The sequence below is a fragment of the Pseudomonas sp. DP-17 genome (assembly GCF_022380625.1).
GTDB lineage: Bacteria > Pseudomonadota > Gammaproteobacteria > Pseudomonadales > Pseudomonadaceae > Pseudomonas > Pseudomonas nitroreducens_A.
Map to the genome: position 1 here is coordinate 307,433 of NZ_JAKSXG010000002.1, position 24,924 is coordinate 332,356.

23 protein-coding genes are annotated in these 24,924 nt (G+C 65.9%); 15 read left to right on the top strand and 8 right to left on the bottom strand.

Annotated elements, in window-relative coordinates; translation table 11 throughout:
* Nucleotides 1-79: 79 nt before the first annotated feature.
* Nucleotides 80-268 (bottom strand): DUF2934 domain-containing protein, encoded by a 189-nt coding sequence (locus MJ122_RS07045; protein WP_239743234.1) that lies wholly within the window; start codon nucleotides 266-268, stop codon nucleotides 80-82.
* Between the two features lie 119 nt (nucleotides 269-387).
* Here MJ122_RS07045 and MJ122_RS07050 point away from each other — a divergent pair, with 119 nt between their 5' ends.
* Both MJ122_RS07050 and MJ122_RS07055 read left to right on the top strand, forming a co-directional pair.
* Nucleotides 388-1,497, top strand: coding sequence for a DUF3182 family protein (locus tag MJ122_RS07050; protein ID WP_239743235.1), 1,110 nt, complete (start codon nucleotides 388-390; stop codon nucleotides 1,495-1,497).
* Nucleotides 1,484-2,266, top strand: a complete 783-nt coding sequence (locus tag MJ122_RS07055; protein WP_088418576.1) for an alpha/beta fold hydrolase — start codon at nucleotides 1,484-1,486, stop codon at nucleotides 2,264-2,266. The genes MJ122_RS07050 and MJ122_RS07055 overlap by 14 nt, the downstream gene beginning before the upstream one ends.
* Nucleotides 2,267-2,515: 249 nt before the next feature.
* Here MJ122_RS07055 and MJ122_RS07060 read toward each other — a convergent pair whose 3' ends face one another.
* The gene (locus tag MJ122_RS07060) at nucleotides 2,516-3,031 is read right to left on the bottom strand and encodes a DUF4142 domain-containing protein (protein WP_239743237.1); all 516 of its coding nucleotides are present in this window, start codon (nucleotides 3,029-3,031) and stop codon (nucleotides 2,516-2,518) included.
* Nucleotides 3,032-3,245: 214 nt separating this feature from the next.
* Between MJ122_RS07060 and MJ122_RS07065 the strand changes: the two genes are divergently transcribed.
* Both MJ122_RS07065 and MJ122_RS30035 read left to right on the top strand, forming a co-directional pair.
* Nucleotides 3,246-5,195 (top strand): PAS domain-containing sensor histidine kinase, encoded by a 1,950-nt coding sequence (locus MJ122_RS07065; RefSeq protein ID WP_239743239.1) that lies wholly within the window; start codon nucleotides 3,246-3,248, stop codon nucleotides 5,193-5,195.
* A 64-nt stretch (nucleotides 5,196-5,259) separates the two neighbouring features.
* Complete coding sequence (locus MJ122_RS30035) at nucleotides 5,260-5,394, top strand: hypothetical protein (protein ID WP_275590615.1); 135 nt, start codon at nucleotides 5,260-5,262, stop codon at nucleotides 5,392-5,394.
* A gap of 169 nt (nucleotides 5,395-5,563) precedes the next feature.
* Here MJ122_RS30035 and MJ122_RS07070 read toward each other — a convergent pair whose 3' ends face one another.
* Nucleotides 5,564-6,175, bottom strand: a complete 612-nt coding sequence (locus tag MJ122_RS07070; RefSeq protein ID WP_239743241.1) for a Yip1 family protein — start codon at nucleotides 6,173-6,175, stop codon at nucleotides 5,564-5,566.
* Between the two features lie 38 nt (nucleotides 6,176-6,213).
* Nucleotides 6,214-6,558, bottom strand: a complete 345-nt coding sequence (locus MJ122_RS07075; protein WP_239743243.1) for a hypothetical protein — start codon at nucleotides 6,556-6,558, stop codon at nucleotides 6,214-6,216.
* A gap of 356 nt (nucleotides 6,559-6,914) precedes the next feature.
* On the opposite strand from MJ122_RS07075, the gene MJ122_RS07080 reads away from it, so the two are divergent.
* The 4 genes from MJ122_RS07080 to MJ122_RS07095 all read left to right on the top strand — a co-directional run bounded on the left by MJ122_RS07080 (nucleotide 6,915) and on the right by MJ122_RS07095 (nucleotide 11,377).
* Nucleotides 6,915-7,133, top strand: coding sequence for a PLD nuclease N-terminal domain-containing protein (locus MJ122_RS07080; protein WP_088418586.1), 219 nt, complete (start codon nucleotides 6,915-6,917; stop codon nucleotides 7,131-7,133).
* Nucleotides 7,134-7,264: 131 nt separating this feature from the next.
* Nucleotides 7,265-8,812: an AMP-binding protein gene (locus tag MJ122_RS07085; RefSeq protein ID WP_239743245.1), complete on the top strand. Its 1,548-nt coding sequence runs from the start codon at nucleotides 7,265-7,267 to the stop codon at nucleotides 8,810-8,812.
* A 5-nt stretch (nucleotides 8,813-8,817) separates the two neighbouring features.
* Complete coding sequence (locus tag MJ122_RS07090; protein ID WP_239743247.1) at nucleotides 8,818-10,020, top strand: acyl-CoA dehydrogenase family protein; 1,203 nt, start codon at nucleotides 8,818-8,820, stop codon at nucleotides 10,018-10,020.
* 145 nt (nucleotides 10,021-10,165) lie between these two features.
* The gene (locus tag MJ122_RS07095; protein WP_239743318.1) at nucleotides 10,166-11,377 is read left to right on the top strand and encodes an MFS transporter; all 1,212 of its coding nucleotides are present in this window, start codon (nucleotides 10,166-10,168) and stop codon (nucleotides 11,375-11,377) included.
* Between the two features lie 24 nt (nucleotides 11,378-11,401).
* On the opposite strand, the gene MJ122_RS07100 is transcribed toward MJ122_RS07095, so the two are convergent.
* Nucleotides 11,402-12,349, bottom strand: coding sequence for a LysR substrate-binding domain-containing protein (locus MJ122_RS07100; protein ID WP_239743248.1), 948 nt, complete (start codon nucleotides 12,347-12,349; stop codon nucleotides 11,402-11,404).
* Between the two features lie 294 nt (nucleotides 12,350-12,643).
* Here MJ122_RS07100 and MJ122_RS07105 point away from each other — a divergent pair, with 294 nt between their 5' ends.
* Genes MJ122_RS07105 through MJ122_RS07125 form a run of 5 tightly spaced genes read left to right on the top strand, consistent with a single transcriptional unit; the run spans nucleotide 12,644 to nucleotide 17,479 of the window.
* Complete coding sequence (locus tag MJ122_RS07105; protein ID WP_088418596.1) at nucleotides 12,644-14,494, top strand: DUF1302 domain-containing protein; 1,851 nt, start codon at nucleotides 12,644-12,646, stop codon at nucleotides 14,492-14,494.
* A gap of 14 nt (nucleotides 14,495-14,508) precedes the next feature.
* Nucleotides 14,509-15,861, top strand: coding sequence for a DUF1329 domain-containing protein (locus MJ122_RS07110; RefSeq protein WP_239743250.1), 1,353 nt, complete (start codon nucleotides 14,509-14,511; stop codon nucleotides 15,859-15,861).
* Between the two features lie 13 nt (nucleotides 15,862-15,874).
* A complete protein-coding gene (locus tag MJ122_RS07115) occupies nucleotides 15,875-16,240 on the top strand; it encodes a DUF202 domain-containing protein (RefSeq protein WP_239743252.1) in 366 nt (121 codons plus the stop codon).
* Nucleotides 16,241-16,250: 10 nt separating this feature from the next.
* Complete coding sequence (locus tag MJ122_RS07120; protein WP_239743255.1) at nucleotides 16,251-16,568, top strand: DUF202 domain-containing protein; 318 nt, start codon at nucleotides 16,251-16,253, stop codon at nucleotides 16,566-16,568.
* 2 nt (nucleotides 16,569-16,570) lie between these two features.
* Nucleotides 16,571-17,479 carry a LysR family transcriptional regulator gene (locus MJ122_RS07125; RefSeq protein ID WP_239743257.1) on the top strand — a complete coding sequence of 303 codons (909 nt, stop codon included), beginning with the start codon at nucleotides 16,571-16,573 and terminating at the stop codon, nucleotides 17,477-17,479.
* Here the strand turns inward: MJ122_RS07125 and MJ122_RS07130 are convergent.
* Nucleotides 17,465-19,036, bottom strand: coding sequence for a sensor domain-containing diguanylate cyclase (locus MJ122_RS07130; protein ID WP_239743259.1), 1,572 nt, complete (start codon nucleotides 19,034-19,036; stop codon nucleotides 17,465-17,467). The two genes, MJ122_RS07125 and MJ122_RS07130, sit on opposite strands and share 15 nt — an antisense overlap.
* Before the next feature lie 269 nt (nucleotides 19,037-19,305).
* Nucleotides 19,306-20,754 carry a sodium:solute symporter family protein gene (locus MJ122_RS07135; protein ID WP_088418608.1) on the bottom strand — a complete coding sequence of 483 codons (1,449 nt, stop codon included), beginning with the start codon at nucleotides 20,752-20,754 and terminating at the stop codon, nucleotides 19,306-19,308.
* A gap of 380 nt (nucleotides 20,755-21,134) precedes the next feature.
* On the opposite strand from MJ122_RS07135, the gene MJ122_RS07140 reads away from it, so the two are divergent.
* Both MJ122_RS07140 and MJ122_RS07145 read left to right on the top strand, forming a co-directional pair.
* Nucleotides 21,135-21,743, top strand: coding sequence for a DedA family protein (locus tag MJ122_RS07140; protein WP_239743261.1), 609 nt, complete (start codon nucleotides 21,135-21,137; stop codon nucleotides 21,741-21,743).
* Nucleotides 21,744-21,810: 67 nt separating this feature from the next.
* Nucleotides 21,811-22,692: a Dyp-type peroxidase gene (locus MJ122_RS07145; RefSeq protein WP_088418612.1), complete on the top strand. Its 882-nt coding sequence runs from the start codon at nucleotides 21,811-21,813 to the stop codon at nucleotides 22,690-22,692.
* A gap of 127 nt (nucleotides 22,693-22,819) precedes the next feature.
* Here MJ122_RS07145 and MJ122_RS07150 read toward each other — a convergent pair whose 3' ends face one another.
* Nucleotides 22,820-24,919 (bottom strand): HlyD family efflux transporter periplasmic adaptor subunit, encoded by a 2,100-nt coding sequence (locus tag MJ122_RS07150; RefSeq protein ID WP_088418614.1) that lies wholly within the window; start codon nucleotides 24,917-24,919, stop codon nucleotides 22,820-22,822.
* Nucleotides 24,920-24,924 lie beyond the last annotated feature (5 nt).

A 24,924-nucleotide genomic window follows, 5' to 3' on the forward strand; every position in this document is an offset into this window, starting at 1 on the left:
AATAAGGCGGATAAAATGGCGATGTGCAACCAGCAAAGTGCACGATGTGCCGCTTCGCCGGTTGCAATATGCCTTGCCGCTACGCTTCGCGGCGGGGGTTGTCCTTGCCCTTGTAATCCAGGCCCTGGGCGCGCTCCACGGGCAGGGGCTGGTCGAGGCTCTGCTCGGCGAGCTTCCAGTGGCGCTCGGCCTGGCCGCTGGGTTTGCCTTCGGCGACCCACAGGTCGTGGGCCTTCTGGCGGATCTGTGCTTCGCGGTCCTGGTCCATGTGTCCTCCGGCGGGTCGTTCGGGATATGCAAGGTTTCGCACCGGCAGTTCGTCATGTGCGTAGAACCGATGACTGTTCCATCAGTCGAGTGTTCATACAGCCTGACCGAGGGAAACCGATGAACGATGCCGACCGCTCACGCCTGGTCGTGACCTGCGCGCTGGCCCCCGATGCGCAACCCGCCGACCGGCAGACGCACCAAGCGCTGGCCGCCTGGCTGGCGCAGATCCAGGGCCTGGATTTCAGTCCGCAATCGCCCGAAGAGCGCTCGGCGGGCCGCCCCCTCTACTGGGTTCCGGACGCCACGGTGGTGGGGCGCCAGCAGGCTGCCGAACTGGGTATCCACGGCCCGCTGGAACTGTTCGGCGGCTTCGTCGAGCGCGCCTTCCAGGCCGGCAAGGCCATTGTCCATCCGCTGTTCGAGCGTCCCACCCTGACCCCGCGCGGCTGGAGCGAAGCCTTCGCCGCCCGGGTCAAGCCGCTGGTACTCGATGGCCACAGTGTGTTCTGCCACAACGATGCGGTGCGCTGCGCCAGTGCGCGCCTGCAGCGCGGGCCGCAACGCCTGAAGCCGGCGTCCAGCCGTGGCGGGCAGGGCCAGCAGGTGGTCGAGGACATCGACCAGTTGGCCGACGCGCTGGCCTGCTACGAGGAGAGCGACTACCTCGAAGGGCTGGTGATCGAGGACGACCTGCGCGATGTCCGGACCCACAGCGTGGGACAGGTGATGATCAACGGCGTGCTGCTCAGCTACCACGGCGTGCAGCAGCACAATCGCAACCCGCGCGGCGAGCTGGTGTATGGGGGCAGCGACCTGCTGGTAGTACGCGGCGATTTCGACTGCCTGCTGGCGCTGGACCTGGTCGCTTCGGTGCAGCAGGCGATCCGCCAGGCCGTGCAGTTCGACCGCGCGGCGCACCAGTTGCTGCCGGGGTTCTATGCCTCGCGCCGCAACTACGACGTGGCCCAGGGCGTGGACGCCCAGGGCCAGGATTGCTCCGGCGTGCTCGAACAGTCCTGGCGCATCGGCGGGGCCAGCGGCGCGGAACTGGCTGCGCTGGAAGCCTTCGTCGCCGATCCCACGCTCTGTGTGGTGCGCGCGTCGACATTCGAAATCTTCGAGGACAAGCCTTTGCCGGACAATACGCGCGTGCTCTATCGCGGCCCGGACGCCAACGGCGACTTCCTCATGAAATACGCGATGGTGGAGCCCTATGTTTTCCAATGACGAGCGCTACTCAGCCATCTCCACCGACGAGCAGGTGGACATCGATGTGGGCAGCCTGCGCTTGCAGGGCAATTTCCTGAGCCCGCGCACCCATGTGCCGGGCGTGCTCTTCGTGCATGGCTGGGGTGGCAGCCAGGAACGCGACCTCAAGCGCGCCCGTGGTATCGCCGGGCTGGGTTGCGTGTGCCTGACCTTCGACCTCGCCGGCCATGGCGCGGGCGAGGCGTTGCAGGCATCGATTACCCGCGAGGACAACCTGCGCGACCTGCTGGCGGCCTACGACCGCCTGGTAGCGCACCCGCGCATCGACCCCGAGGCGGTTGCCGTGGTGGGCACCAGCTACGGTGGTTACCTGGCGGCGATCCTCACCGAGTTGCGCGCGGTGCGCTGGCTGGGCCTGCGGGTGCCGGCGATCTACCGCGACGAGGACTGGAACGTGCCCAAGCGCGACCTGCCGCGCGACGACCTGATGGAGTACCGCTCCAGCCACATTCCGGCCGCCAGCAACCGCGCGCTGAAGGCTTGCAGCGGATTCAAGGGCGACGTGCTGCTGGTGGAGTCCGAGCACGACGACTTCATTCCCCGTCCGACCATCATGAGCTACCGTGCCGCTTTCCAGCGCACCCATTCGCTGACCCACCGGATCATCGACCAGGCCGACCACGCGCTCTCCAGCGAACGCTCGCAGGAGGCCTACACCGACATCCTGGTGCGCTGGATCACCGAGATGGTGGTGGGCGAACGCTCGAGTCGGTTGGTGGTGGGCTGAGCACGCGGCCAAGGCGCGATATGTCGGGCGGGGGCAACTGTCTTTCCCGGGTACGGCAGGTCCTGCCAGGATTTCACGGATAGGATCCGCTCCTGGGAAGCGCCTTGCCGTTCCGGTGTTCGGGTAGCACCGGAACCGGCCACGCGCTCGCAGGAGCGGGCTGCGTCCGCGATGAGGGCACGCTTTCGCGAACGCGGGCGAAGTCGGCGGTGGCCGATCAGTGGTGCTCGGCCGGACGCCACTACTCCATTATTTCGATGGATGCGCCTTCACCAGTTCCCTGGCCATCTCCAGGTGTTGCTGCAGCACCGGCAGGGTCTTCTGGGCGAAGGCCTTGATCTGGGTGTCGGCGGAATTGTTCGCCGCATCGGTGAACAGCTTCACTGCATCCTCGTGGGCGCTCACCTGGTTGTTGGCGTAGGCCGCGTCGAAGGATTCATCACGCACGTCCAGCACCTTGGCCTTGGCCTGGTTCATCACGCTGGGCGAGTCGGAGAGCTCGAGCTTCTGGTTCTGGGCGATGGCCTTGAGCTCGGTGTTGGCCTTGGTGTGATCGTCGATGATGTGCTGGGCGAAGGTCTTCACGTCAGTGGACTGGCTCTTCTTCAGCGCGAGCTTGGCGGCATCGATTTCCGCCATGCCGGCGGCGGAGGCCTCGGTGGCGAAGTTCTGCGCCTGGGCATGCGGATCATCGGCCAGCAGCGGGCCGGCGAACAGCAGGGCCGCGCAAACCATGGCGCCTCGGAAAATGGCGGTTCCTTTCATGACGGATCCATTCATGACGATTCTCCCGATCGGGTGATGGGGCCTCGATGGTCGAGGCATTGGGTGTGACTACTGTGTTGACGGGAGCGCGCCACCGGGGTTCAGAGTTTTCCACCGACTGGCTGCGGGCCAGGGGCTACGCCGTCGGGCGGCATCTTCGGTAGGATTGGCGAGCCTATGCTTTGCTGCAATGAGCCGAGGGAGCGCAGACTTCATGCCCGATACCATCGCCAGCACCGCCCAGCTCGTCGAAGACGCCCGCTATCGCCTGTTGGTCGAAGCGGTCACCGACTACGCCATCTACATGCTCGACCCCGACGGCCGGGTCAGCAGCTGGAGTTCCGGCGCGCAGCGTCTGAAGGGCTACGCCGCCGACGAAATCCTCGGCCAGCACTTTTCCCGCTTCTACACCCCCGCCGACCGCGAAGCCGGCCTGCCCGAGCTGGCACTGGGCGAAGCGGCCCGCGTCGGCCGCTACGAAAGCGAAGGTTGGCGCCTGCACCGGGACGGCAGCTCGTTCTGGGCCCACGTGGTGATCGACGCCATTCGCGATGGCTCGGGCGAGCTGCTCGGCTTTGCCAAGATCACCCGCGACCGCACCGAGCAGCACGAGACCGAACAGGCGCTGCGGCGCAGCGAGCAACACTTCCGCCTGCTGGTCAACGGCGTCACCGACTACGCGCTGTACATGCTCGACCCCAGCGGCAACGTCACCAGCTGGAACCCGGGAGCGGCGCGGATCAAGGGCTATCACCCGGAAGAGATCATCGGCCGCCGCTTCGATTGCTTCTATTGCGACGAGGACCGCCAGGGTGGCATTCCCGAGGCGAGCCTGAGCACCGCGCTGGCCGAAGGGCGCTACGAGGAAGAGCGCCTGCAGATGCGCAAGGACGGCTCGCGCTTCTGGGCCAACATCGTCATCGACCCGGTGTACGACGATGCCGGGGAACTCATGGGATTCGCCAAGATCACCCGTGACATCACCGACAAGCGCCGCGCCCAGGAGGAACTGGAGCACGCCCGCGACGAGCTGATCCAGTCGCAGAAGATGGAGTCCCTCGGCCAGCTCACCGGCGGCGTTGCCCACGATTTCAACAACCTGCTGACGGTGATTCTCGGTGGCTTGCAGGTGCTCCAGCGGCACCTGCCCAAGGACAACGACAAGGTCCAGACCATCTGGAAGAACGCCCTGGAGGCGACCCGCCGGGGCGCCCAGCTGACCCAGCGAATGCTGGCTTTTGCCCGCAAGCAGCGGCTGTTCCCGCAACCGTTGCACCTGCCGGCGCTGCTGCAGGAGATGAGCGAGCTGCTGGTCAGCTCGCTGGGCCCGACCATCAGCCTGGAGACGCGTTTCCCGCTGCAGCTGGACTGCGTAATGAGCGACCAGAACCAGCTGGAACTGGCGATCATCAACCTCGCCACCAATGCCCGCGATGCCATGCCTGATGGCGGCAGCATCACCTTTTCGGCGCGTAACGCGGTAGTCGGCCCGCGCCAGAGCGGCAAGCTCGCCCCGGGGGAGTACGTGTGCCTGGCCGTGACCGATTCGGGACAGGGCATGAGCGAGGATACCCTGCGCCGCGCGGCGGAGCCGTTCTTCACCACCAAGCCCACTGGCAAGGGTACGGGGCTGGGGTTGTCCATCGTCCACGGGCTGGCCCAGCAGCAAGGCGGCGCGCTGTTGCTGCGCAGTACGCCGGGCATGGGCACCACGGCGGAAATCTGGCTGCCGGCGGTGAAAGTGAAGGCGGAGCCGGAAGCCGCGGACACGGCGCCTGCCGACGAGCGCTATGCCGAGATCAATGAGCCGCTGGGGCTGCATGTGCTGGTGGTCGATGACGACGCGCTGGTCCTCGCGGGCACCAGTGCGCTGCTCTCGGACCTCGGCTGCGCGGTGACCCGCGCCGACTCCGCGCGGGCGGCGCTGCAACTGCTGGAGCAGGCGAGCTTCGACCTGGTCATCACCGATTTCGCCATGCCGGACATGGACGGCATGCTACTGATCCAGAAGGTGCGCCAGTCCCATCCGGAGCTGACCTGTGTACTCACCACCGGTTATGCGGGGCGGCTGGATACCTTGGCCGACTCAGTGCTGCGCCTGCCCAAGCCCTTCGACCGCGACCAGTTGCAGGCACTGTTGCTGCAGGTGAAGCAAGTCGGCTAGAAAAACCGAACCTCCGCCGATGTGGCGCGCCCAATGATGACGCCCACACTTGCGGAGGATCCCCATGAATATCCAAGCCCAGCGCCCCGAGCCCCAGGAAGCGCCACCCAGTCGCGAAAGCCGGATTCCCGAGGAGTTTCCCGAAGAGGTGCCGATGCAACAGCCACCGGAGGAACCGGTGCCGCGACCGGAGCAATGACCAGGCGCGATGCAGGCGCTCGTACCGGTTCAGACCGTAGGGCGGATAAGCGCTGTAGCCTCATGCGCCCTACGATCCGCGAGAGTCGGCGCGCGGCGGAGGCGATCGCGGATGAATCCGCTGTACCTTCACGATGCCGATGGCGCTCCCCGGTGGCACGCGGGAGCGGCTATTGCTGCAGATATTCGCCCGATCCGCTCATCGCCTGGCCCCACAACTCGAGGAAGCCGAAGGCGGTGGTGAGCAGCACGAGGAAGCCGAACGCCAGGATGCAGCCGGCATAGAACGCCGCGCTGCGCTGGGTCATGCGCATGTAGATGGGTAGCCCGACGAACAGCAGCCAGCACGAATAGGCCGTGGCGATGCCGGCCGCGATGAGCAGCAGCCAGCGCGACGGCAGCAGGGCGGCCACGCCCGCGAGCATCAGTGGCAGGGCCACCGCCGTAGAGAAGCTCATGCTGTAGTTCACGCCGGGCCGGTGCTCGGTGCGGAACAGCACCCAGCGCACCAGATAGGCGATCATCACGATGCCGGCCACCAGCCCGACATAGCACCAGAAGGCCAATAGCGCGGCGCTGCCGGGAGTGAGGAACTGGGTTTCCTCGTTGCCCGGCAGGCGCCAGCCGACCTGGGTGGTGCCAATGAACAGGCACACCGCGGGAATCAGCGGCAGCAGCAACCAGAACGGCAGGTAGGCGGCGGGGTGCTGGTCGACATTTTCGCGCAGCTCGTGCCAGGCCTTCTCCGGCCGGGTGAAAAAGTGGGTCAGGGGAAAGGTCATCTTCGCCTCCTCATGTTGACGGGTACGGCGCACCGGACTCAGCGCCGGGTACGAAAGCCTTCGGCGGTTTCGATCTCGATCAGCGAGCCGGGGTCCTCGTTGCCGGGGTCGTTGATGCCATCTCCCGGAAGGGCAGGTTCGCCGATCGCCGGGTCCAGGCTGCCCTGGGGCATCAATCCTTCGCCGCGGTCGCGGCGGTCGAGCAGCGGCAGGAGCTCATCGTGGAATTGCTGTTGCTGCTCCTCGGAAAGCGCGGCGAAGCCATGGTTGAGGATGTAGCGGGCGAGGATTTCCTGGCGGCTGTCGGTTTCCAGCGCGCCCTCGTCGAGCAGGCGGCGAAGCCCTTCGGACAGTTCGACATCCTGATGATCGTTCCAGCCCATCGTTCGTCACCTCCGGATCGGTTCAGCGGGTTTGGCTCGGCATGAGCCCTGGCGGTCGGCGGCAGCTTTCGCAGCGCCTATGCGGATGACCGATGCGAGGCCGCGCCTGTTCGGCGGGCGGGACGAACGGTCCCAGCGGGGGCTTGGTGTTCGCCGCCGGAACCTCGAGGGGTGCGAGCGTCCACCCAAGTCCGGATATGCCGGCGGGCTCGGGTGCCCCGAGCCCTGCTCAAGGGGCGTGGGCAGGGGTGCGTCGCAGGCATTGCTGCCTCGTCGAACGGAATGAACCTTGGGCGATATTCGCGGCCAGCCACAGCACAAGGGGAAAATTTCCCCGCGACCCAAAGGAGACCGCCATGTCCACGTTCGCGCTCGCTTCCTGGTTCTGGATCGTCATCGCGATCATCATCGTGCTGCTGGACCTGTGGGCCATCGTCAGCATCTTCCGCAGTGACAAGGGGGTGAACGCCAAGGCCTTGTGGTCGCTGCTGATCGTCATCTTCCCGGTGGTGGGGCTGGTCATCTGGGGCATCGCCGGCCCGCGCGGCGTGGCCCAGGAACCGCCGCTGGACTGATCCTCCGGCCCATCCGGAAGGACCCATCGCATTCCGGCATGGCCGGCATCGACCTAAGGTATTGGCCGGTGGCCGCGCCCCCCTCTTAGCATCTCGTTCGTCTATCAGCAGCCTGACAACGAGAACAACAAGTGGACCTGGGAAAAATCCTGCGCCGCAGCGCACTCTACTGGCCTGACCACGAAGCCGTGGTCGACTCCCGCCAACGCATCACCTTCGCGCAGCTTGAACGCCGTACCAACCGCCTGGCCTCCGGGCTTTTCGCGCTGGGGCTGGAGCAGGGCGCACACGTGGCGATCCTGGCGCTCAACCGCGTCGAGCTGGTGGAGGCGGAAGTCGCTCTCTACAAGGCGGCCATGGTCAAGGTGCCGATCAACGCGCGCCTGGCGCCCGATGAAGTCCTCAGCGTACTGAAGGATTCGCGCAGCCAGGCGGTGATCGCCGATGCCGCCTTTGCCCAGTTGATCGACCGGCGTCGTGCCGAACTGCCGGACCTGAAGCTGGTCGTCCCGCTGGCCGATGAGGGGGCCGATGTGCCCTACGAACAGGTTCTGGATGGCGGGTCGGACGCACACATCAGTTGCGACCCGGCGGATGACGCCCTGGCCGTGCTGCATTACACCTCCGGCAGCTCCGGCGTGCTCAAGGCGGCCATGCTCAGTGTGGGCAACCGCAAGGCCCTGGTGCGCAAGAGCATCGCCAGCCCCACCGGCCGCTCCGGCCCGGGAGATGTGATGGCCCACGTCGGCCCGATCACCCATGCCAGCGGTATGCAGATCATGCCGCTGCTGGCGGCGGGTGCCTGCAATCTGCTGGTGGAGCGCTACGACGATCGTCAGCTCCTGGAAACCATCCAGCGTGAACGCGTCACCCGGTTGTTCCTGGTGCCGGCGATGATCAATCGACTGGTGAATTTTCCCGGTGTGGAGACCTACGATCTCAGCAGCCTGCGCCTGGTGATGTACGGCGCCGCACCCATGGCGCCTGCGCTGGTGCGCCGCGCCATGCAGGTGTTCGGGCCGATCCTGGCGCAAGGCTACGGTGCCGGGGAGACCTGCTCGCTGGTCACCGTGCTCACCGAGCAGGATCACATCGCCGCGCTGGACGATCCCAAACGCCTGGCCTCCTGTGGCCGCTGCTACTTCGACACCGACCTGCGGGTGGTCAATGAAGATTTCGACGACGTGAAGGCCGGCGAGATCGGCGAGATCGTGGTGCGAGGCCCGGACATCATGCAGGGGTACTGGCAAGCGCCGGAGCTGACCGCCGAGGTCATGCGCGACGGCTATTACCTTACCGGCGATCTCGCCACGGTGGATGAGCATGGCTACGTGTTCATCGTCGACCGCAAGAAGGAAATGATCATTTCCGGCGGCTTCAACATCTACCCGACCGAGGTGGAGCAGGTGCTCTACAGCCTGCCGGAAGTCTTCGAGGCGGCGGTGGTGGGCGTGCCCGACGAGCAGTGGGGTGAGGCGGTCAAGGCCGTGGTGGTGCTCAAGCCCGGCATGCAACTGGACGAAGCGCGGATCATCGAGCTGTGCGCCGCGCAACTGGCCGGCTTCAAGAAGCCGCGCAGCGTGGACTTTGTACGCGAGCTGCCGAAGAACCCCAATGGCAAGGTGGTGCGCCGCCTGGTGCGCGAACCCTACTGGCAGAACCAGGAACGGCGGATCTGAGGACAATGATCATGGAAGCGAACTCTATTCAAGCGAGCTATCCCGGAATCCAGCCCAGCGCCAAGGCGCAGGCCATCATCGACGACCTGCGCGGCTTCCTGCGCGAAGAACTGCTACCGCTAGAGCAACGCGAGGGGATCCGGTTCGGCGAGAAGCACTCCCGCGAGCTGTTGCGCAACCTGTGGAAGCGCTCCTGCGAGCGCGGCTTCTACAACGTCATGCTGCCCGAGGAACTGGGCGGGGCGGGCCTGGGTATCGCCGACCTGTGCGCGGTGAAGGAAGCTGCGGCCAGCAGCGGCGCGGTGCTGGCCGCCCACGTGCTGGGCGAGTTGAGCGGCCCGCCGCGGGTGGGGCACCTGTTTCGCGTGGCCAGCCAGGAGCAGATCGAGCACTTCCTGCGTCCGGTGTGCCGTGCGGAGAAGGCCGTGTGCTTCGCCCTGACCGAGGCCGAAGCCGGCTCCGACGCCACCGCGATCAGGACCAGTGCGCGGCTGGAAGGCGATCACTACGTGCTCGACGGCGCCAAGCGCTACATTTCCGGCGCGCCCTATGCCGACTTCGCCGTACTGCTGGCGGTCACCTCGCCCGGCAAGGGCGCCGAGGGCATCTCGGCGTTCTTCGTCGACCTCGCAGCCTCCGGGGCACAGGTGGTCTCCGACTACCAGGCGATGTCCGGTCCGGGCACTCACGGCGACATTCTCCTGGACGGCGTGAAGGTCCCGGTGGCGCACCGGATCGGCGAGGAGGGCAGGGGCTTCAAGCTGGCCATGGGCCGCATCACCCTGAACCGCCTGCTGCATTGCGCCACCATGCTGGGCATGGCCGCCCTGGCGCTGGACCTGTCGGTGGACTACGCCCGCTCGCGGGTGCAGTTCGGCCGGCCGATCGGCATGTTCCAGGCGGTCAGCCACATGATCGCGGACATGGCCACCGAGCTGTATGCCGCGCGCAGCATGATGTATGCCACGGCGGCCGGCTACGACGCGGGCGGGGATATCCGCACCCAATCGTCGATGTGCAAGGTGTTCAGCTCGGAAACGGCATTCCGCATCGCCGACCGCGCGGTGCAGGTACACGGTGGCGCCGGGCTGATCAACGGACATCCGGTGGAGTGGTTGTTCCGCGCGACCCGTATGATGCGCATCCTCACGGGCACCAGCGAAATCCAGCGCAACACCATCGCCAAGGGCATCCTGATGCCCGATTGATTGGCGGGACCTCGATGCGCGAGCACAGCACCCGACAAGAACAAGAGAGATAAGCGACATGCACGATTTCAATGCCCACCAGCATGCCCCAACGAATGCCTATCAGCCCCGGCGGGCCTGGACGGTCGCCTTCCTGCTGGCGGCGATGATGCTGGTGAACTTCCTCGACAAGGTCGTCACCGGCCTGGTCGCGGTGCCGATGATGAAGGAATTGAACCTGACCCCGGCCGAGTTCGGCCTTGTCGGTGGCAGCCTGCACTGGCTGTTCTCCATATCGGCGGTGGTCGGTGGCTTCCTCGCCAACCGCCGTTCGACCCGCTGGCTGTTACTGGGCATGGGCGCCTTCTGGGCGCTGGTGCAGTTGCCGATGCTCTATGCCACGTCGCTTTGGACGCTGGTGGCCTGCCGCGTGCTGCTGGGCGTAGGGGAGGGGCCGGCATCGCCGGTGGCCACCCATGCGCTGTACAAGTGGTTCCCCGACGAGCGCCGCAGCCTGCCGGTCGCGTTGCTGCACTCGGGCAGCGCCATGGGCCTGCTGATCGCCGGGCTGATGATCCCGTGGATCAGCACCCATTACGGCTGGCGCAGCAACTTCGCGGTGCTGGCGGTGATGGGGGCAGTCTGGTGCGTGGCCTGGTTCTTCCTCGGCCGCGAAGGCGAACTGGTGGAGACATCCCGCGGCCGCACCGGCAGCGAAAGGCTGCCGTACCGTCGCCTGTTGGGCGACAGTACCGTGCTGGCGAACTACTTCTGCCACTTCGCCGCCAACTGGTCCTTGGCGCTGACACTGACCTGGGTGCCGGCGTACCTGGAAAGCGGTCTGGGCCTGAGCTCGATTAACGCCGGCCGGTTGTTTGGCCTGTTCGTGCTGGTGACCATGCCACTGAGCCTGTTCATGGCGTGGCTGTCCCAGCGCATGCTGCGTGCCGGTCTCTCGTCGCGGGTAGCGCGGGGGGTCTTCGTCTCGGCCTGTCTGATGGCCAGCGGGGTGCTGTCCATCAGTCTGCTGGCGGATCTGCCGGTGGTATTGCGCATGACCTACATGACCCTGAGCGGCGGTCTCGCGCTGGTGATGTATTCGGTAGGCCCGGCGATGCTGGCGGAGGTCACGCCCACTGCCCAGCGCGGCAGCATCCTTGCCATCGGTAATGCGTTTTCGTCGCTGGCGGGATTGAGCGCGCCCATCGTCACCGGTTTCCTGGTGCAGCGTTCCGGCGGACTGGACGGTCTCGGCTACGCCCATGGGTTTGCCGTCAGCGGCGTACTGCTGGTGGTGGCAGGCCTGGTTGGCCTGGCCTGGCTGCACCCGCAGCGCTCGCGAGCCCAGCTGTCCGGTGAGCTGGCGACCGCCGGCTGATCGCTGCGCCGAGGCCAATGGCGGTCAATCGACCCGATGGACCGCCGCCAGGGGCGAGCGCTGGATCAGCTCGCCTTTCCACGTTCCGTTCCGCAACGCCTCCACCAGCAACTCTCGCACCAGGTCGTGCACGCAGGATGCCGCGAAACTCAGTGGCTTGTGTGCCGAGTGGGCGATGGACACGGTGCGCTCGATCTGCGGCTCGACGATGCGCCGGGCCAGTGACTGGGAGCCCACCTCGATCGGCGGCCAGTTGCTGATGGACGCTGCCAAGCCGCTGGTCACCAGGCCGGTGATGCCGTAGGCGGACTGCTGTTCGTACTTCACGTTCAGCTCAAGCCCCGCCGCCATGGCCGCCTGCTCGATCCTCCGGCGCAGGTGCATGCCCCGGGGCGGCATCACCAGCGGATAGCTCAGCGCCTCGGCCAGGGTGATGGTGTCGCCTTGGTTGTCCAACGGCATTCGTCCCACCCAATAGAGCTGCTCCACGAAGATTGGCTCGGCGACCACACCTTCCAGTTCCTCGGCATTGGGCACGATGCCGAAATCGACCTTGCCCAGCTCGATGGCCTCGCCGCCTTCCTTGCTCAGGCCGTCGCGCACCACCAGGTCGATGCCGGCGAATTTTTCCTGCACGCGGCGAACGATCGCCGGCAACAGCAGGGCGGAGGTGGTCACCGGGATCGCCACCGACACGCGTCCGCGAGGGTCGCCGCGGCTGGATACCAGTTCGTCCTTCACCGAATCGATCTTCTGCACCACCGAGCGCGCCACTTCATAAAGGCGCCGACCGGCGTCGGTGAGATCCACGCCATCGTGCTGACGCAGCAGCAGTTGTACCTCCAGTTCGCTTTCCAGCATGCCGATCTGCCGGCTGAGCGCCGGCTGGGCAATGTAGGCGTTGCGGGCCGCAGCCGAGAAGCTGCCGGCTTCGGCGATGGCGATCAGGTAACGCAACTGCTTGAGGGTCATCGTCGTGCCTTTTCCGGCCATGCCGGTTTGTTATGGGGCCCATCTGAAGACGATATTTGTTCGCCGTCCAGACGCTATTTAGTATCGGTCCATCGACGCAAATCAAGGGCCGGTAACCATAAGCCAACAATCCGAAGAATATTTCGAAAGTTAAATCGAAGATTCATTCCAAATAAAAAATATCCAGTCAATTCAATCGTCTGCGCTTTAAAGCTCATGTGACCTCATGTGCTTTCGAGGTTGGATTTTTATTGCCTGAAGATCGCTCGAACAAGAATAAAGAGGATAAGAGTGATGACGCCGAAAGTTCGCATCATGGTGCGAGGCTCATGGCTGCTGGTTGCAACTTGCACCTGCCATTCCGCCTGGGGTTACAACTTCGAAGTCGGTGAAATCCAGGGACAGCTCGACTCTGCGCTGTCGCTGGGCGCCAGCATGTCCACCCACAACCCGGAGCAGCGCCTGATGCGCAGTGCGTCAGGTGATGACGGGCGACGCAACTACCGCGCCGGGGATGTCTTCTCGAAGATTTTCAAGGGGCGCCATGACCTGGAACTGAAGTACAACGACAGCGGCGTGTTCCTGCGCGGCAGCTACTGGTACGACTACGCCCTGCGTGACGAGAGCCAGCGCTTCAAGGACGTCGAGGACAACGGACGCAAGAACGCCAACAAGTCCGCCGGCTTCGAGCTGCTCGATGCCTTCGTCTACCACAACTTCCAGATCGCCGATGAGCCGGGCTCCGTGCGCCTGGGCAAGCAGGTGGTGAACTGGGGCGAGAGCACCTTCATCCAGGGTGGCCTGAACGTGGTCAACCCGACCAACCTGTCGGCCATCCGCCGGCCGGGCTCGGAAGTGAAGGATGCCCTGGTGCCGGTGAACCTGTTCTACGTCACCCAGAACCTCACCGAAAACCTCTCCGCGGACTTCTTCTACCAGCTGGACTGGGAACAGACCAACCTGGACAACTGCGGCACCTTCTTCTCCAGCAACGATTACATTCCCGATGGCTGCTACGGCCTGGACGTGGGGCGCAACCTCACCGGCAATGCCGCTGCCGTTCGCGCCCTGACACCGTTCGGCGTGGACCTCAACGGCGAGGGCATCCGCCTGCACCGAGCCGCTGACCAGGATGCACGCAACAGCGGGCAGTGGGGCCTGTCGCTGCACTGGTTCGCGCCTACCCTGGACATCGAATTCGGTGCCTACGCGGCGAACTACCACAGCCGGTTGCCCTATACCGGTTCGATCAGCAGCCCGTACCTGACGAACACCCACTTCGTCCCGCAGCTGTGCGGCAACCTCGGCCTGTCCGGGGCGGCCTGTAGTGGCCTGATGAACAGCAATGCCGGCAAGACCCTGACCGATGCGCTGCGCATGGGGACTTCCAGCTACTTCGTGGAATATCCCGAAGACATCCGCCTGTATGGCCTGACATTCGCCACCACGCTTTCCAGCGGCACCGCACTGCAGGGTGAAATCAGCTATCGGCCCAACCTGCCGCTGCAGTTCAACGGACCGGACCTGATCCAGTCGGCCCTGGGCGACCCCTCGCGCACTCCGCTGATCGATGCCGGCGCGCTGACCCAGAGCGACAGCGCCGCCTCCGACGGCTACCGGCGCAAGGAAGTGACGCAGGCGCAGATGACCGCCACGCAGACGATCAGTCAGGTCATGGGCGCCGACCAGCTTGTGCTGGTGGGCGAGGTGGGCGCTACCTTCGTCGGTGGTCTGGAAGGTACCGGCGGCCCGCGCTACGGCCGCAACAGCACCTTCGGTTCGGGCGAGCTGGCCAACAACGCGGTGTGCATTGCCAACTCGGCAACACCGGAGAACTGCAACAACGACGGGTTCGTCACGTCCTTCTCGTGGGGCTACCGCGCCCGGGCGATCTGGAGCTACGCCAACGCCATCGCCGGTATCGATCTGAAACCGGGGATTTCCTGGTCCCACGACGTGAAGGGCTACGCCCCCGCGGAGGTTTCAGGATTCAACGAAGGCTCCAAGGCGGTTGGCGTCTCGCTGGATGCGGACTTCAACAGCACCTATACCGCCGGCATTTCCTACACCAACTACTTCGATGGCGACTACGGCAACCGCGGCGACCGCGATTTCGTCTCGCTGTCGGTCGGCATCAACTTCTAAGTGGAGCCTGCCTCTTGAAACGCATCTACTGCCTCTTTTCCGCCATCCTCCTGGCCCACGCTGCCCAGGCCGCCGTACCGGCCGAGGAGGCCGCCAGGCTTCAGAACACGCTGACTCCGATGGGGGCTGAACGGGCCGCCAGCGCCGACGGCAAGATTCCCGCATGGCAGGGCGGCCTGTCCGGCGATGGCCTGAAAATCCAGGGCAACGGCACGCCAGCCGACCCGTATTCAGCCGATCGGCCGTTGTTTACCATCGACTCGAGCAATTACCAGCAGTACCAGGCCAACCTCACGGCGGGACAGGTCGCGCTGCTCAAGCGCTACCCCGGCCAGTACAAACTGCCGGTCTACGCCAGCCACCGCAGCGTTGGCATTTCCGAACAGGTGAAGGGCTGGGTAGCGCATAACGCCACTGGCGCCAGGCTGGTCAACGAAGGCAACGGCATCGAGGGCTTCCAGGGCGCGGTCGCGTTCCCGATTCCGCACAATGGCCTCGAAGCGATCTGGAACCACATCACCCGCTACCGCGGCGGCAGCCTGCTGTCGGTCAATGACAGTGCGGCGCCCCAGGCCGGCGGCGATTATGTGATCACCACCACCGAGCAGCGCTTCACCATGGCCGACCAGGTGAGCAATTACGAGCCGGGCAAGGTGGACAACATGCTGTTCTATTACAGCCACCGCATCACCGCGCCGTCGCGCCAGGTAGGCGAGGTGGTGCTGGTCCATGAGACGCTGGACCAGGTAAGGCAACCGCGCCTGTCCTGGGTCTACAGCTCCGGCCAGCGCCGCGTGCGCCGCGCCCCGGACAACGCCTACGACGCCGCCGGGCCGACCACCGCGGGCCTGCGCACCGCCGACAGCCGCGACATGTACAACGGCGCGCCGGACCGTTACGACTGGAAGCTGATCGGCAAGAAGGAGCTGTACATCCCCTATAACAGCTACCGCCTGGCTTCGCCGAGCCTGAAGTACGCGGACTTCCTCAAGCCCGGTGTTATTGACGCCGCGCCGACCCGTTACGAGCTGCACCGGGTCTGGGAAGTGGAGGCGACCCTCAAGCCCGGCGCGCGGCACATCTATTCCAAACGTCGCTTCTACCTCGACGAGGACAGCTGGACCGTGGTCGAGAACGACCAGTACGACAGCCGTGGCGAGCTCTGGCGGATCGGTGAGAACCACACGTTCTACCGCCCGGATGCCCATGTGCTGCTGTCTGCCGTCCAGGTGTTCTACGACCTGCAGGCCGGCCGCTACATCGCCTCGAACATGAGCAATCAGCAGCCGCGCGGCTATGACTTCGGCTTCCGCGCCACCACCTCGGACTACTCGCCCGGCGCCCTGCGCGGGCTGGGCATCCGCTGATGGGTTCGTGCTCATGAGCAGCGGCCGCAGCCGCCTGGCCGACCGTCTGCTGGGAGGCGGCCAGGAGCCGGACCCACGCTTCACCCTGGCCAACGAACGTACCTTCCTGGCCTGGATTCGCACCTCCATGGCACTGCTGGCCGGCGCCATCGCCGTGGACGCCTTCGCGTCCCCCGCGCTGACCGGCGCCACACGGCTGTTTCTCGCCCTGGCGCTGGCCGGTCTGGGTCTGCTCACCGCGGGGGCGGCCGGGCTGCGCTGGCTGAGTGTCGAGCGCGCGCTGCGCCACGGCAGACCCTTGCCGGTGCCGCTGCTGGTCCCGATCCTGGTGCTGGCCTGTGTGCTGCTGGCCGCCGGGCTCATCGGCTATCAGCAATGAGCCGGGCAACATGAGCGACGGCGGATTGCAGGCGGAGCGCACCACGTTGGCCTGGACGCGAACCTTGCTGGTGTTGCTGGTGCTGGCGGCCCTGCTGTTACGGCGTATCGGTGAACTGTCCGCGCTGGCCCTGGTTCCGGCGGCGCTGCTGGCCGGCTGCGCGCTGGCCTGTCTGCTTGGGCAGGCCCGCCACTACCGGCGCAGCTGCCGCGCGCTTGCCGGTGATCGCCATGGCGGTACCGGCCGCGCCGTTGCAGGCCTTTGTCTGGCGCTGATGCTGACAGCAGGTTTGCTGCTCGGCCTGATCCTGCTGCACGACGATTACTGACGATGCACGATCTGTACGACCTCGATCTGAACCTTCTCTCCGTGTTCGATGCCATCTACCAGCAGCGCAGCATTACCCGCGCCGCGCGCTTGATGGGACTCAGTCAGCCCGCGGTGAGCAATGCCCTGAGCCGATTGCGCAAGCACTGTGGCGACCCGTTGTTCATCAAGAGTCATCTGGGCGTGACGCCCACCGTGGCCGGACACCGCCTGGCCGATCACGTACGCCTGGCGTTCGAGAGCCTGCGCGAGGGATGGCGACAGGTTCCGGGCCGCGAGCCGACCCGGCCGGAGCTGCGGGTCAGCTGTATCGACTGCCTGCAGCCGCTGTTCCTCGATACCGCGTTGGCGCGGCTGGGCGAAGAGTGGCGCGTCACCTTCTACCAGCCGCAGCGCCGCGTGGCCTTCGATGAACTGCGCGGTGGCCAACTGGATATCCTGCTGGATATCGAGCAGGTGGTGCCGTTCGGCTACGGTATCGAGCGCATCGCCGTGCCCGCGGATCGCTACGTCTTTGCCTACGGCGCGGCGCTGGAGCAGCCACCGATAACCCTGGCCGACTATCTGCGCCTGCCGCAGATCCAGGTGTCTACGCGCCGTGGCGGCCTGTGCCCGGTGGATCTGCAACTGGGGCTGCGCGGGCTGCGCCGGAACATCGCCTGCCGCGTGCAGAGTGCGCTTGCTGCGCGGCTGATGCTGGACCGCCATCCGCTGGGGGTGACATTGCCCGCGCGTATGGCTCGCCTGCTGGGATTAAGCAGCCGGCCCTTGCCGCTGGACGAGGCGGTGTCGTTCCCCGTGGCCATCTATATCGCGCCCGGCCTGGGGGATGGCGGGCGTGTCGGCGGGATGGCGCGGGCGCTGGCGTCGCGCCTTGGGGACGCCGGATGCAGCGGGCTAGGGGATGTCTGAGCTGACCACGCGATTCCGACCGGCCTGCTTGGCGCTGTAGAGGCGCTTGTCAGCCAGCTTGAGCACGGCCTCCGGTGTCTGTGCCTGCGGGCCGAGCGCGGCAACGCCGACCGACAGCGTGACCAGGCCGACCTGGGGAATCTGCGTGACCGCGACGCTTTCGCGGATGCGTTCGGCAATCCCTGCTGCGGTTTCCAGGGACGTCTGCGGTAGCAGCAGGACAAATTCCTCGCCGCCGGCACGGCAGGCCAGGTCGCCAGCACGGGACGAGTCGCGCAGCACCGCTGCGACCCGGCGCAGCGCTTCGTCGCCGGCATCGTGGCCCCAGGTATCGTTGACCCGCTTGAAGTGGTCGATATCCACCGCCAGCACCGAATAGTCCAGCCCGGATTGCTGCAGCGCATCCAGCGCCACGCCGAGCGCCCGGCGATTGGCCAGGCCGGTCAGGGCGTCGCTCTGGGCCTCCTGGCTCAACTGGCCGAGCTTCTGCTGCATCAGCCCGACCCCGGTGAGCAGCGCCATGCGGATCGCCGCCGCCTCGCGGTACCAGGTCCTGATGCCCTGCAACTCGCGCGGTGTCTCCGGGTTCGACAAGCGCTCGGCGCTCAGCGCCAATTGGTGTAGCGGGCGGGTGATCAGCAGGGTGCCGGCCCAGATGGCCAGGATGCCGATCAGGCTGGCGGGAATCAGCCCGAGGAGCATGTCCTTCATCAGCAGGTGCAGCGGCGACAGGCTGAGGTCGCGTGGCTGCTGGGCGACCACCGCCCAGTTGGCGTCGGGCACCTGGGCGAAGCCGGCGAGCATGGGCACGCCCTTGTAGTTGAGCACCTCCATCGAGCCGCTCTCGCCGCGCAAGGCGGCTTCCACCGTGGTGCTCTTCCTTAGCAGCTCGCCGACGCGCTTGCGGTCGGGGTGATGCAGCAGGCGGCGATTGGCGTCGGCGACGAAAGCAAAGGTGCCTTCCTGCTGGAAGTGGCTGCCGATGATGCTGTGCAGCACGCTGGGCTTGAGGATGTACACCGAGCCGGCGACCAGTCCCAGGTATTCGCCGCTCGGGCTGGTGATGGGCTGGGAGATGAGCACCACCAGGTTGCCGGCGATGGACTCGTAGGCCTGGCTGATCTTCGGCTGCTTCAGCCGCAGCGCTTCCTGCACGGCTTCCGAGCGCAACGTGGTGCCGACGATCTGCAGCGAGTCGGGGTAGGCCTGCAGCACCTTGCCGCCGGCGTCGACGACGATGATGGAGTTGAAGTAGTTGTCCTGGGCCTTCAGGCGCATCGCCTCGGCGTGCAGCACCGGCGCCTCGTTGAAGTGATTGGCGAGTACTCCCGAGCTGTACGCCAGGTTGCGCCGGGCCGAGCCGAGGAACTCACTGATGCTCGACGCCACCTTGGCGGCATAGGCGCGGTTGGCTTCCAGGGTCGAGTGGATCAATGCGCTGCGCTGCACGTTGTACGCCACCACCAGGCTGTTGCCCAGGGTCGCCAGCGCGGCGAGCAGCACGAAGACGAGGATCAGTATCCGCAGCGTCAGCGGTTTGCGGCTCCAGCGCTTCATGGGCTGGCCTGTCGGATGGGAAGTGGTCGCGTTGTCGGGGTCTGATCCATGTAAGCGCCGGCGCTGGTGAGGGGCGTGCAGCCTACCCGCCAAACCTCGACGGGGCGAGATTGAGGATAGGCAGGCTTGCGGCCCGCGTCACATCGGAGGCGATGGAACAGGCATCTGCCCTGCGCTCCACGCCATCCTGCGTTGGCGTCCCCGCGCAGACTCATCGGCCAGAAAAAAGCCCCGCACTGGGCGGGGCTTGTCGTCTGTCGCTCGGGCGATCAGTTGCCGGCGGCGGCCATTTCCGACGCGCTCTCGCCACGGTGGGCGCTGAACTGCGGGGCCAGGGAGCCGACGATCATGCCGATGGCGCTGCAGATCAGGCCCACCAGTTGCGGCGGCCAGAAATCGCCTTCCTGGTAGCCCAGTTCCAGGGATACCCAGCTGGCCAGACCGCAGGCGATGGCGATCAGGGCGCCCTGGGTGGTGGCGCGCTTCCAGAACAGGCCGAAGAACAGCGGCACCACGGCGGCGACCAGGGTCACCTTGTAGGCGTTGCCGACCATCTCGTAGATGCTGGCGTTGGACAGCAGGGCGAACAGGCAGGTGGCGATGGCGCAGCCGACCACGGTCAGACGCATGGCCAGCAGGAACTGCTTGTCGCTCATGTCCGGCAGGAAGCGCTTGAGAATGTTCTCGGTGAAGGTCACCGACGGCGCCAGCAGGGTACCGGAAGCGGTCGACATGATCGCCGACAGCAGCGCGCCAAAGAACATGACCTGGGCGAACAGCGGGGTGCGTTCCAGGATCAGGTGCGGAAGGATCATCTGCGAGTCTTCGGCAAGCCAGTGCTTGACCATTTCCGGATCGATCATCGATGCGGCATAGGTCAGGAAGATCGGCAGCATGCAGAAGCTCAGGTAGAAGCAGGCGCCGGCCATGGACGCACGGGCGGCGATGTTCTCGGTCTTGGCCGACATCACCCGGGCATAGACGTCCTGCTGCGGAATCGAGCCGAACATCATGGTCACCGCGGCGCCAATGAAGGCGACGATATCCTTGGGCTCGAAGCTGTGCATGAAGCTGAACTTGCCTTCGCTGGCGGCGTGGCTGATCACTTTGGCGGGGCCGCCGGCCATGTCGCCGATCAGCCAGGTCAGGTAGACCAGGCCGGCGACGATGATGAGCATCTGCATGAAGTCAGTCAGCGCGACCGACCACATGCCGCCAAACAGGGTATAGAGCAGCACGATGACGGTGCCGATCAACATTCCCTGGGTGGTGGTGATGGCGCCATCGGACAGCACGTTGAAGACCACGCCCAACGCGGTGAGCTGCGCGGCGATCCAGCCCAGGTAGGAGGCGATGATCACCAGGCTGGTGATCAATTCGACGTTCGGACCGAAGCGCTGCTTGAAGAAGTCGCCGATGGTCAGGAGGTTCATGCGGTACAGCGGACGGGCAAAGACCAGGCCTACCAGCATCAGGCAACCGAAGGAGCCGAACGGATCTTCGATGATCCCGGCAAAGCCCTCTTCGATGAAAGTCGCTGGAATGCCCAGCACGGCTTCGGAGCCGAACCAGGTAGCGAACACCATCGCTGCGACCAAGGGGAAGGACATGCTGCGGCCGCCAGCCGCGAAGTCCTTGGAGTTTTTCACGCGAGTGGACGCGTAGAAACCGACACCTACCGTGATCAGCAGGTAACCCGCTACAAACCAGATCAGCATTCTTTCGTTCCGTTGGCTCGCCGGGAACCTACTGCCGAGCTGGAGCTCGGGCTGGGGTGCCGCGACTGACAAGTTGTTTTTGTTGTGTTGCGCGGCAGCGGTTATCCGGTGCACCAGGCAGGGAGAGCCGGAGAAACGTAACCAGTTGCGTCAACGGGCCGCAGTCTGCCAAATCCGTCAAATATGTCAAACACTTGAATCGCCAATGAGCGAAAAAAATTACATGGCAAGACGAATGGTGTAGACAAATGATTGATTTGATTGGTTGCTAACGATCATGACTGTTCGTTGAGTCGTTTATTTTTTACATGGGATGTTCGATAAGCAGAACATCCGCCAAGCCGCTAGGCTCTTGGCACGGCACTTTTCGAAGGCGCTTCATGTTCGAGCATCTTGACCTCGCCCAACTGCTTTCCAGCTACGGCTATCCGGTGCTGTTCCTCGGTTGTCTGCTGGAAGGCGAATCGATGCTGCTGCTGGCAGGCATCGCCGCACACCAGGGGCTGCTCGGCTTCGCCCCCGTGGTGGCCTGGGCGACGCTGGCCGGGACCCTGGGCGACCAGATGCTCTTCTGGACCGGCCGCCGTGCCGGGGACCGTGCCGTGCCCTGGCTGAAAAAACGCGGGCTGGCCATCGAACGGGTTACCGGGCTGATCGAGCGTTATCCGCACCTGGCGATCTTCGCGGTGCGCTTCCTCTACGGCATGCGCCTGGCCGGCCCGCTGTTGATCGGCGCGAGCCGGGTGGGGCCGTGGCGTTTCCTGCTGATCAACCTGCTCGGCGCCTTCTGCTGGGCGCTGCTGTTCGCCACCGCCGGCTACTGGGCTGGCCAGTTGCTGGAGCAGTGGCTGGGCAACCTGCGGCCGTACCGTTTGCCGGTGTTCGTCGCGGTGGTGCTGGTGTTCGGGGGCCTGGCGCTGTGGCGTTACGGGCGGCATCGGCACAGGCGCAAGCTCGACAGATTGCCGGACAGATCGCCAACTCATTGATACAGAGCGGTTTGGAATCGTGCGCGGGGCGATTAGAATCGCCGCTCTTTCGTTCAAGGACGCTGTCATGAGCCTTCATCAGCCCGGCATTCTCGCCACCCCGGTTCCCGCCCACGCCCGCCATCTGTTCTTCGATCTGAAGTCGCTGCAGGACCTGCCCGCCGCGCTGGATCGCCTGATGCAGTTCGCCGATGGAGAGCGCGCGGTGGTTGGCTTCGGCGAGTCGCTGGTGCGCGCGCTGGGCCGCCGCATCGAGGGGCTGCGCGAGTTTCCGGCGATCTCCGGGGTGGGCGTCGACAACCCGTCCACCCCGCATGCGCTGTGGGTCTGGCTGCGGGGTGAGGAGCGCGGCGACCTGCTGCTGCGCACCCAGGAAGTCCAGTCCCTGCTGGCGCCGGCGCTGGAGCTGAGCAGCCTGACCGAGGCTTTCCGTCATGGCAGCGGCCACGACCTGACCGGCTACGAGGACGGCACCGAGAACCCGCAGGACGACGACGCTATCGCTGCCGCCATCGTCGAGGGTGCCGCAGGCCTGGCTGGCGGTAGCTTCGCCGCGATCCAGCAGTGGCGCCACCAGTTGCAGGACTTCGCCGCGCTGCCGCAGCATGAACGCGACGACATCATGGGCCGCCGCCTGAGCGATAACGAGGAGCTGGACGACGCGCCGGAGTCCGCCCACGTCAAGCGCACCGCCCAGGAGAGCTTCGAGCCGGAAGCGTTCATCGTGCGCCGCTCCATGCCCTGGACCCAGGGCCAGGATGCCGGGCTGATGTTCCTCGCTTTCGGCTGCACCCTGGATGCCTTCGAAGTGCAGCTGCGTCGCATGAGCGGGCTGGAAGACGGCATCACCGACGCGCTGTACCGCTTCAGCCGGCCGCTGACCGGCGGCTACTACTGGTGCCCGCCGCGCAGGGACGGGCTGCTGGACCTGAGTGCGCTGCTGGGCTGAGCCGCGGTTCTGCCGAAAGCCCCGCCGAAGAGCGGGGCTTTTTTGTGGCCGCGGCGCACATCTACTGTTCTGGCCGTTGCGCGCCGAGGTCGCAGGCATGGCGCGCCACTGCCGGGGGGCTCCGGCGCTAGAAGCCGCTCTCGCGCAATGCCACCGCCAGCAACCGGGTGAAACCCTCGCCCAGCCAGCTGCGCCGGGCGCCTTCGATCTGCAGGTGGCCGCGGGTCTCGTGGAGCCCTGGCGGCGCGGTGTCCAGCTTGACCAGCACATGGAACAGCGCCGGGTTGGGCACCAGCGCTTCGCCCTGCGGGTTGACGTTCAGCGGGCCGCCGTAGCGCGAGGCGAGCATCGGCTGTTCCAGCTGACTGATGCGCGTGGTGCCGATCAGCACCACCTGGCCCTCGATGGGGCGCGGCACGCCTTCGGGGTAGAAGCGCACCTGACCGCCATCGGTGAGGCGTTGCACTTCGTCCTGCTTGACGTAGGCATCCACCAGCCAGTGCTGTGGGTCTACCAGCACGCCGATGGGTTCGCGGGTGTTGATCCACTGGCCGGGCTTCCAGTCCGGGTTGACGTCCATCCAGCGCCCGGCGAACGGCGCCTGCAGGTTCAGGCGAGCCATCTCGTTGCGGGCGGCGCGCGCCTGCTGGTACTCCACACCCAGCCGCTGGCGAGTGACGGCCTCCTCGGAGAGGCCCGAAGGATCGGCCAGCATGCCGGCCAGGCGCCCTTGATAACCACGAATGCTCGCCTCGCTGCCGGCCACCTTGGCTGCGATGTCGGGCTCCTCCATGACCGCCAGCGTCTCGCCCTGGCTGACTTCGCCACCAGGTCGCAGGTCGCGCAGCAGCGCCGGGAAGGGCGCGTAGACATGCAGCTGCTGCGCCGCGCGGGCCACGCCCATGGCGTGCACCTGGGTGCGCCAGGGGATGGCGAGCAGCAGAACGATGGCGCCGAGCAGCGCGAGGAACACCAGCTTGCGTCGCGGCTTCACTTCCCCGCGGCGCTGCCACCAGACCTTGAGTTCGCGCCACACGGGCTGAACGATGAACCAGCTGATTTCCACGGCGAACAGGAAGATCCCCAGCAGTTTGAAGAAGAAGTAGTAGACCGCCACGGCGATGCCGAGGAACAGCAGCAGGCGGTAGACCCAGGTACCGAAGGCGAAGGCCACCAGCGCTCGGCGCTGGCCGGTGGGGAAGTGTTCCGGCCAGGGCTCGTCCAGCCCCAGCAGGTTGCGCCGCAGCGTGGCGCGAGCGAGGGCGCCGGCGCGCTCGTGCAGGTTGGGGAAGTCCAGCAGGTCGGAGACGATGAAGTAGCCGTCGAAGCGCATGAAGGGGCTGGCGTTCAGCGCCAGCGACAGCGCCCAGCTGGTGGTCGCCAGGTACAGCAGGGCGTTGCGCAGCGGGCCGGGATCGGCCAGCGCCCAGCCCAGCGTCGACAGCCCGGCCAGGCCCAGTTCGGTGATGATCCCGGCGCTGGCAATGGCCAGGCGCTGGCGGTTGCTGCGCAGCTTCCAGCTCTCGCCGGTGTCGGTGTAGAGCATCGGCCACATCACCACGAAGGCGATACCCATGTGCGCAACCTTCAGCCCCAGCCGCGTCGCCACCAGCGCATGCCCCAACTCGTGCAGCGTCTTCGCCACCACCAGGGCGGCGGCGAAGCTCAGTAGGCCTTCGAAGGAGAAGGACTCCACCACGTCGTGGGTGAAGGTGTCCCACTGGTGCGTCACCATGACGATGCCGGCGAGGCTGAGCAGCAGAACGAGCATCGCCACGTAGCGGTTGAACAGCCAGTCGAGGCTGCCGGCGATGGCGCGCAGGAAGCGCTGCGGGCGGATCAGCGGGATGCGGAAGAACAGGTAGTGGTGTAGCCACCAGTTCCAGGTCGTCCACTGTTTCCCCTCGCTGCGCGCGGCCAGCCGCGCCAGGGCCTCGGGGCCGGGGCGCAGCAGCTGGTGCTGCTCGAGGAACTGGCGAAAGCCCAGCACCTGCTCGGCGTCGGGCTTGAGCGCGGTCTGCTCGGCGATCTGCTCGCTGATCTGCCGGGGCGTCTGCTCCCAGCGCAGCAGGCATTCGAACTCCAGCCAGCCGATGCGGTAGAAGCGGTTGAGCACGCTGTCCTGGATCACCCACACCGGCTCGCCGCCAGGGCCGGGCGCGGCTTCGTCCAGGCGCAGGTCGTCGCGCAGCGGCGGGGTGGGCAGGTCTTCGGCGGCGACATCCATCGTCG

What these genes read in the sequence shown, in the direction of transcription:
- MJ122_RS07125 (WP_239743257.1), top strand. Translation starts at nt 16,571, where the DNA reads ATGCACGATCTGTACGACCTCGATCTGAACCTTCTCTCCGTGTTCGAT.
- MJ122_RS07070 (WP_239743241.1), bottom strand. Translation starts at nt 6,175, where the DNA reads ATGACCTTTCCCCTGACCCACTTTTTCACCCGGCCGGAGAAGGCCTGG.
- MJ122_RS07060 (WP_239743237.1), bottom strand. Translation starts at nt 3,031, where the DNA reads ATGAAAGGAACCGCCATTTTCCGAGGCGCCATGGTTTGCGCGGCCCTG.
- MJ122_RS07130 (WP_239743259.1), bottom strand. Translation starts at nt 19,036, where the DNA reads ATGAAGCGCTGGAGCCGCAAACCGCTGACGCTGCGGATACTGATCCTC.
- MJ122_RS07050 (WP_239743235.1), top strand. Translation starts at nt 388, where the DNA reads ATGAACGATGCCGACCGCTCACGCCTGGTCGTGACCTGCGCGCTGGCC.
- MJ122_RS07100 (WP_239743248.1), bottom strand. Translation starts at nt 12,349, where the DNA reads ATGACCCTCAAGCAGTTGCGTTACCTGATCGCCATCGCCGAAGCCGGC.
- MJ122_RS07045 (WP_239743234.1), bottom strand. Translation starts at nt 268, where the DNA reads ATGGACCAGGACCGCGAAGCACAGATCCGCCAGAAGGCCCACGACCTG.
- MJ122_RS07095 (WP_239743318.1), top strand. Translation starts at nt 10,166, where the DNA reads ATGATGCTGGTGAACTTCCTCGACAAGGTCGTCACCGGCCTGGTCGCG.
- MJ122_RS07150 (WP_088418614.1), bottom strand. Translation starts at nt 24,919, where the DNA reads ATGGATGTCGCCGCCGAAGACCTGCCCACCCCGCCGCTGCGCGACGAC.
- MJ122_RS07140 (WP_239743261.1), top strand. Translation starts at nt 21,135, where the DNA reads ATGTTCGAGCATCTTGACCTCGCCCAACTGCTTTCCAGCTACGGCTAT.
- MJ122_RS07075 (WP_239743243.1), bottom strand. Translation starts at nt 6,558, where the DNA reads ATGGGCTGGAACGATCATCAGGATGTCGAACTGTCCGAAGGGCTTCGC.
- MJ122_RS07055 (WP_088418576.1), top strand. Translation starts at nt 1,484, where the DNA reads ATGTTTTCCAATGACGAGCGCTACTCAGCCATCTCCACCGACGAGCAG.
- MJ122_RS07135 (WP_088418608.1), bottom strand. Translation starts at nt 20,754, where the DNA reads ATGCTGATCTGGTTTGTAGCGGGTTACCTGCTGATCACGGTAGGTGTC.
- MJ122_RS07145 (WP_088418612.1), top strand. Translation starts at nt 21,811, where the DNA reads ATGAGCCTTCATCAGCCCGGCATTCTCGCCACCCCGGTTCCCGCCCAC.
- MJ122_RS07115 (WP_239743252.1), top strand. Translation starts at nt 15,875, where the DNA reads ATGAGCAGCGGCCGCAGCCGCCTGGCCGACCGTCTGCTGGGAGGCGGC.
- MJ122_RS07105 (WP_088418596.1), top strand. Translation starts at nt 12,644, where the DNA reads ATGACGCCGAAAGTTCGCATCATGGTGCGAGGCTCATGGCTGCTGGTT.
- MJ122_RS07080 (WP_088418586.1), top strand. Translation starts at nt 6,915, where the DNA reads ATGTCCACGTTCGCGCTCGCTTCCTGGTTCTGGATCGTCATCGCGATC.
- MJ122_RS30035 (WP_275590615.1), top strand. Translation starts at nt 5,260, where the DNA reads ATGAATATCCAAGCCCAGCGCCCCGAGCCCCAGGAAGCGCCACCCAGT.
- MJ122_RS07065 (WP_239743239.1), top strand. Translation starts at nt 3,246, where the DNA reads ATGCCCGATACCATCGCCAGCACCGCCCAGCTCGTCGAAGACGCCCGC.
- MJ122_RS07120 (WP_239743255.1), top strand. Translation starts at nt 16,251, where the DNA reads ATGAGCGACGGCGGATTGCAGGCGGAGCGCACCACGTTGGCCTGGACG.
- MJ122_RS07090 (WP_239743247.1), top strand. Translation starts at nt 8,818, where the DNA reads ATGATCATGGAAGCGAACTCTATTCAAGCGAGCTATCCCGGAATCCAG.